Here is a 6,204-nt window from a genome sequence, read left to right as displayed (position 1 = left end):
CGCCTGGCCGGCGGCGGCGCGCTGCGCGGCGGCGGCGCGCGGGTCGAGCGCGTCCATCAACCCGATGGCTTCGTGCTCCATGTCGACGATGTACGCGGCGATGCGGCCACGGAAGTAACGATGGAAGCACAGCGCGGGGATGGCGACGATCATGCCGGCCGCGGTGCACACCAGTGCCTTGCCGATGCCGCCTGCGAGCTGGTTCACATCGCCGATGCCCTGGTCGAGGATGCCGAGGAACATCTGGATCATGCCCACCACGGTGCCGAACAGGCCGAGCAAGGGCCCCGCGGCGGCGATGGTGCCGAGCGTGTTGAGGAAGCGCTCCATCTTGTGGACCTGGTGGCGGCCCACGTCTTCGGTGCGCTCGCGGATTTCCTCGCGCGTGCGATGGCGCACGTCGAGCACGGAGGCCAGCAAGGCGCCGAGCGGCGAGTTGCGACGCAGCGAATCGATGTGGGTGGGGTCCAGCCGACCCTTGGCGGCCCAGGCCCGCACCTCGGGGCCGAGGCCCGGCGGCAGGACGACCTTGCGCCGCAAACTCCAGAAACGCTCGACGATGATCGCCAGGGCGATCACCGAGAGCAGCAACAACGGGATCATCGGCCAGCCGCCCGCGCGCACCAGTTCCAGCACGTCTCACTCCTCCGGGCCAGGCCCGTCATTCGGCCGATAGCATAGCCCAGCGCCGCGGGCGGACCGGGGCGTTGCGTCCCAAAGCCGTGCGTGGGTTTCGCGACGTGCGGCCGTTTTCACGCCTTCGGCGCCCACATCCACGCGCAGGGCGCCGCCGGCGGCGGTGTCCAGGACGCGGGCGCCGGCCCGGCACCAGCGTTCGACGACCTCCGCGCGCGGGTGCCCGAAGCGATTGTTCGCGCCGCTGGCGACCAGGGCGACGCGGGCGCCGGTCGCGCGGATGAACGCGGGGTCGGACGAACCTTCGCTGCCGTGATGCGGAACCAGCACGACGTCGGCGCGCAATTGCGCGGGGTCGCGACGGGCGAGCGTGCGTTCGACCACCTCGCCGATATCGCCGGTGATCAACGCGCTGCCGTGCGTGCCGTCGATGCGCAGCACGCAGCCGGCGTCGTTGCCCAGGTAGGGGAAGTGCTGCGTGGGATGCAGGTAACGGAAGGCGACGCCATCGCGTTGCCAGGTTCGACCGGCGATGCAACGCGATGCGACCGGCGTCGGGCTGCCTTCCGGCGCGTGGCTGTCGTGGATGGGCAGTGCGCGACGGACGGCCTGCCAGCCACCGGCGTGATCGCTGTCGGCGTGACTGACGATGGCCACATCGAGTGCGCGCACGCCCAATGCGCGCAGGGCGGGGACCACGGCGCGTTCGCCGGCGTCGTATCCGTCGTGCGAAGCGGGTCCCATGTCGAACAGGAGCGTGTGCGTTTTGGTGCGCACGACGGCGGAGAGCCCCTGCCCCACATCGAGCACGTCGATGCGGAATGCGCCGTGCGCCGGAAGCGCGCGCGACGGCCAGAGCAAGGGAAGCCACAGCAACAGCGCGAGCGGCTTGCCCGGAACACCGCGTGGCAGCAGGCACCAGAAGGCTGCAAATGCCGCCATCGGCAACGCGAACCAGCGCGCTTCGGGCAACCACGCGAACGCGAACGGACTCTCGCCGAGCGCTTCGAACGCGGGCCATGTCGCATCGAATGCGAAGGCGGCCGCACGCCATGCGAGCGTGCCGAGACCCGCGTGCATCGCCTCCAGGCCCGTGCCCAACAACGCCAGCGGAACGACGACCAGACTCCACCACGGGATCGCAATCAGGTTCGCGAAGGGCCCGGCGATCGAGGCCTGCCCGAACAACGCGACGGTCAGCGGCAACAAGCCCACGGTCGCGACCGCCTGCGCCGCGGCGAAACTGCGCAATACACCGCCCTCCCCGTTCGGCAGGCACCACAGCAACCACGCGACGCCACCGACGCTGAGCCAGAACCCCGCCCCGAGCAGCGACAAGGGATCGACCAGCACCATCGCGATGACCGCGAGCGACAACGCGTCGAACGACGAAAGGGCGCGACGTCCGCAGCGCACGGCAGCCACGACCGCGATCATCAGCGTGGTGCGCACGGTGGGCAATGCGAACCCGGCGACGGCGGTGTACAGCACGGCGCCGGCGACCGCCGCGATGGCCATCGCGATCGGCCTGGGGATGCGGTGCGCCAACGCCGGAACGACGCGCCACGCGAGCGACACCGTCAGCGCGAAGAAGCCCGCGACCAGGCCGACGTGGAAACCGGAAATCGCGATCAGATGCGTCAGGCCGGTGGCGCGCAGCGTCGCCCAATCGGCGTCGTCGAGGCCTCGCGTGTCGCCGAGGGCGAGTGCGCGGATGAAGCGCGAGACCGGCGCCTGGATCGCGGCGTCGATGCGATCGGCCATGGACGCGCGCCATGCGTGGAGGCCCGACGGCGCCGCGATTTCGCGCGCACTGGCCGCATTGCGAACGTAACCCGTCGCCGTGAGCCGATTGGCCAGCGCATGGCGCTCGGCATCGAACCATCCGGGATTGCGCAGGCCGCGCGCCGCGCGCAAGCGGGCGTCGAACTCCCGGCGGCTGCCGGCGGTGACAGGTTTCGCCGGCTTGCCGCCGTCGTACCAGGCGATGCGCAGCAAGCGCCCTCGCAAGGCCCGCGCTTGCGACACGTCGTCGTCGACGCGCAGCAGGAAATGCATGCGCCGCGCATCGCGATCGGGCAGGTCCACGACATGGCCACGAACGCGCACGTCCCTGCGCTCGAGCGACGGCGGCAATCGAAGGTCGAATGCATGGGCCGCATGTGCCGCGGCGATGGCGAATCCGAAGACCGCCGTCGCCGCCAGGCGCCAGGGCCAGCGGGATCGAAGCGGCGCGGAGGCGATGCAGGCCGCCGCGGTCGCAACGGCGATCGCGACGCTTGTCCACAACGGAAGGACAGACGGCATCCAGAGCGCAACGAACGCGCCGCCGACGAAGGCCGCGGCAGTGGCCCATTTTCCAACCGGGAGGTCGGCGCTTGGAGACGATGCGCTTTGCATCGTCGTATCTCGCCACGTCCGAAGCGGCGTGTGTAAGCGCGGCGCTCGGGCCGGTTTTCACTTTGTCGCGCGGAATTGTCTCGCGTTGCGCGCTCGGGAAAATCCGACACCGTCGTGCGGCATCGGATGACATACGACGGACAAGTCTCGCGTTAGGGTGCAGCCTCCACTGATGACATGGACGTCACCGAATGCATTCCACGCCGCAGCGTGTTCGAGCTTCCCCGGGATGTCGACTGACGTGGCGCCCCTCCCTTTGCGTCGTCGCCGTGTTGCTCGCGCTGGGCCCGCTCGGTGCGTTGGCCGTACTCGCGTCCGATGTGTCCGCCGCGTTGGGCGCGCCCCTCGCCGTCGGCGCATACGTGATGGCCTTGTTCACCGCGTACCGGGAACATCGCCGCCCGCCGCGGGTCTTCCTTCTCCGGTCCGACGCAAGCGCCACCCTCGACGACATGCCCATCCCGAATCCTCACGTCCATTGGCGCGGCACGCTCGCATTCCTGCGTGCGCGGGACAACGAAGGCCGCGTCCATCGCCTCGCGTTCTGGCCCGATACCCTGGGCGCGCATGAACGACGGGCACTGCGCCTGTCCCGTCCTTCGGCCGGCCATCTCGCCGCAGCCCCCCGCGGGATGCGAGGATAGGCGGCTTATGTTCAAACCCATCCCCGTCGCCATCGGCCTGCGCTACCTCCGCGCCAAGCGCCGCAATGGTTTCATCTCCTTCATTTCGCTGGCGTCGATCCTCGGGATCGCGCTCGGCGTGACCGCGCTGATCACCACGCTCGCGGTGATGAGCGGCTTCCAGCGCGAGATCCGCGATCGGATGTTGCAGATGGCCGCGCACGCGACCGTCAGCGGCTACGGCGACCCGCTGACGGACTGGCCGCATGCGGTCAAGCTCGCGATGCAGGACAAGCGCATCGCCGGCGCGGCGCCCTACATCGAAACGCAGGGCCTGCTGCGCGGCGCGCGCAACCAGCCCGCCATCGTGCGCGGCGTGGTGCCGGACCAGGAGCGCAACGTTTCGGTACTCGGCGAAAAGATGGTCGTCGGCAAGCTCGACGCGCTGGCGCCGGGCAGCTTCAACATCGTGCTGGGGCGCGAACTCGCGCTGTGGCTGGGCGTCAACGTCGGCGACTACGTCGTGCTGACCACCGACCTGCAGGCCACGCCGATGGGCGCGATGCCGCAGTTCAAACGCTTCAAGGTCAGCGGCCTGTTCGAAGCCGGCTACAACGAATTCGACAAGGGCCTGGCGGTGGTGAACCTGCAGGACGCGCAACGCCTGATGCGCATGGGCAACGGCGTCACCGGCGTGCGCCTGCGCCTGTACGACATGGACAAGGCCTTCGACGTCGCGCGCGACCTCGCGCTCAAGTTGCCCGGCCCCTACAGCGTGAGCGACTGGACGCGCGAAAACGCGAACATGTTCCGCGCGCTCAAGATGGAAAAGACGGTGATGGCGATCCTGCTCTCGCTGCTCATCGCGATGGGCGCGTTCAACCTGGTGTCCTCGCAGGTCATGCTGGTGACCGACAAGCAAGCCGACATCGCAATCCTGCGCACGCTGGGCCTCACGCCGCGTGGCGTGATGCAGGTGTTCATGGTCCAGGGCACGCTGATCGGCATCATCGGCACGGTGCTGGGCGTGGTCGGCGGCGTGCTGCTGACGCTCAACCTCGACCACATCCTCAACGGGCTCGAAACCGTCCTCGGCGTCCAGTTACTGCCCGAGGATGTCTACTACATCACCGGATTGCCGACCGAATTGAAAGCAGACGACGTCACGATCATCGCGCTGGTCGCGCTCGGCATGGCGTTCGTCGCCACGCTGTATCCCGCGTGGCGCGCCGCGCGCACGGCCCCGGCGGAGGCGCTGCGTTATGAGTGAAGTCCTGCGCGCCGAACGCCTGGCCAAGACCTACGCCGAAGGCAACCTCAAGACGCACGTCTTCCACGACCTGCAACTGCACGTGGCCGAAGGCGAGACCGTCGCGATCCTCGGCGCCTCGGGCGCCGGCAAGAGCACCCTGCTCCACCTGCTCGGCGGGCTCGATGTCCCGACCGCGGGCGAAGTGTGGGTCGCGGGCCAGCGCATGAGCGACCTGTCGGACGCCGAGCGCGGCAAGCTGCGCAACAAGGCGCTCGGCTTCGTGTATCAGTTCCATCACCTGTTGCCGGAATTCACCGCGCTCGAAAACGTGATGCTGCCCGTGCTGCTCAACGGCACGCACATCCCGGATGCACGCCAGCGCGCGAGGGAATTGCTGGAATCGGTCGGCCTGGGCCATCGTCTGGAACACAAGCCGGGCGAACTCTCCGGCGGCGAACGCCAACGCACCGCCGTTGCGCGTGCGCTGGTCAACAAACCCGCGTGCGTGTTGGGCGACGAACCCACGGGCAATCTCGACGAAAAGACCGCGGCGCACGTCTTCGCGCAGATGCTCGATCTCAACCGCGCGCAACGCACGAGCCTGGTGCTGGTGACGCACGACCGGAGCCTGGCGCGCCGGCTCGATCGCGTGCTCGAGCTGCATGAAGGCAAGCTCCGGGAGCTCCCGCCCAGCGAGGTGTGAGTCCATTCCGGGCGGCCGCCCAGGGCGCGCCCACCGCATACAATCGCCCGATGCCCCTGTCGCCCCGCTGGCCGCAATACCTCCTCGGAACGTCCGCCCTCCTGATGGCGGCGCTCACGGCGTTCGCCGCGCGCGTGTTGTTCGCGGCGCATCCGGAAACCGAAGGCGGCAGCACCCTGTTCGCGATCGCGATCTTCGCCTACCCGATCACCTTGATCATGCAGGCAGTGGCCATCGTCGGCCTCGTTCGCCTTGCGAAGGCGGGTGCCGACGAACCGACGAAGCGGACGCAAGGGCTCATCGGACTGGCCTTTCTTTCGCTGGCCGGGCCGGTCCTGGTGTTTTTGGCGTTCGCGTTGATCAACCGCTGAGGGCGTTCAGCCCAGGCGCCACCACAGCCCGCCGAGCAACACGGCTGCCCAGAACAGCACGCCGGCGAGGGCCGCCTGCCCATCGGTGAATTTGCCGCGCGTGGGCACCAACCAACCGATCCCGTGGCCGATTCCGACGATCACGAGTTCGAAGAAGGCTTCGGCCAGGATTTCGAGCAGTGCGCCCATCACGCGCACCGGAGGCGGCGCGAGCGTCGC

At 68.9% G+C, this 6,204-nt stretch carries 7 protein-coding genes; 4 read left to right on the top strand and 3 right to left on the bottom strand.

The features are described 5' to 3' along the window. A partial coding sequence (locus AC1DOM_RS14870; RefSeq protein ID WP_498964660.1) for a MotA/TolQ/ExbB proton channel family protein occupies positions 1-636 on the bottom strand: 636 nt, incomplete at its 3' end. A gap of 3 nt (positions 637-639) precedes the next feature. After that, complete coding sequence (locus AC1DOM_RS14865) at positions 640-3,036, bottom strand: DNA internalization-related competence protein ComEC/Rec2 (protein WP_498964657.1); 2,397 nt, start codon at positions 3,034-3,036, stop codon at positions 640-642. Positions 3,037-3,305: 269 nt separating this feature from the next. Here AC1DOM_RS14865 and AC1DOM_RS14860 point away from each other — a divergent pair, with 269 nt between their 5' ends. The 4 genes from AC1DOM_RS14860 to AC1DOM_RS14845 are packed head-to-tail and all read left to right on the top strand — an operon-like array spanning position 3,306 to position 5,985. After that, positions 3,306-3,680, top strand: coding sequence for a hypothetical protein (locus AC1DOM_RS14860; protein ID WP_498964655.1), 375 nt, complete (start codon positions 3,306-3,308; stop codon positions 3,678-3,680). A gap of 7 nt (positions 3,681-3,687) precedes the next feature. Beyond that, a complete protein-coding gene (locus tag AC1DOM_RS14855) occupies positions 3,688-4,929 on the top strand; it encodes a lipoprotein-releasing ABC transporter permease subunit (RefSeq protein WP_498964653.1) in 1,242 nt (413 codons plus the stop codon). Next, positions 4,922-5,614, top strand: coding sequence for a lipoprotein-releasing ABC transporter ATP-binding protein LolD (gene lolD, locus AC1DOM_RS14850; RefSeq protein WP_498964651.1), 693 nt, complete (start codon positions 4,922-4,924; stop codon positions 5,612-5,614). Before AC1DOM_RS14855 ends, lolD begins: the two co-directional genes overlap by 8 nt. A 50-nt stretch (positions 5,615-5,664) precedes the next feature. Beyond that, positions 5,665-5,985 carry a hypothetical protein gene (locus AC1DOM_RS14845; RefSeq protein WP_498964649.1) on the top strand — a complete coding sequence of 107 codons (321 nt, stop codon included), beginning with the start codon at positions 5,665-5,667 and terminating at the stop codon, positions 5,983-5,985. A 6-nt stretch (positions 5,986-5,991) separates the two neighbouring features. On the opposite strand, the gene AC1DOM_RS14840 is transcribed toward AC1DOM_RS14845, so the two are convergent. Beyond that, complete coding sequence (locus tag AC1DOM_RS14840) at positions 5,992-6,174, bottom strand: hypothetical protein (protein ID WP_498964646.1); 183 nt, start codon at positions 6,172-6,174, stop codon at positions 5,992-5,994. Positions 6,175-6,204: the final 30 nt, after the last annotated feature.

This window comes from Lysobacter sp. P5_B12, from assembly GCF_056400425.1.
Note: the sequence above shows the minus strand (reverse complement) of the source record. Positions and strands in the feature narration are given on the sequence as shown.

Coding starts and splice junctions, on each gene's coding strand:
- AC1DOM_RS14840 (WP_498964646.1), bottom strand. CDS start 6,174: ATGGGCGCACTGCTCGAAATCCTGGCCGAAGCCTTCTTCGAACTCGTG.
- AC1DOM_RS14865 (WP_498964657.1), bottom strand. CDS start 3,036: ATGCAAAGCGCATCGTCTCCAAGCGCCGACCTCCCGGTTGGAAAATGG.
- AC1DOM_RS14855 (WP_498964653.1), top strand. CDS start 3,688: ATGTTCAAACCCATCCCCGTCGCCATCGGCCTGCGCTACCTCCGCGCC.
- lolD (WP_498964651.1), top strand. CDS start 4,922: ATGAGTGAAGTCCTGCGCGCCGAACGCCTGGCCAAGACCTACGCCGAA.
- AC1DOM_RS14845 (WP_498964649.1), top strand. CDS start 5,665: ATGCCCCTGTCGCCCCGCTGGCCGCAATACCTCCTCGGAACGTCCGCC.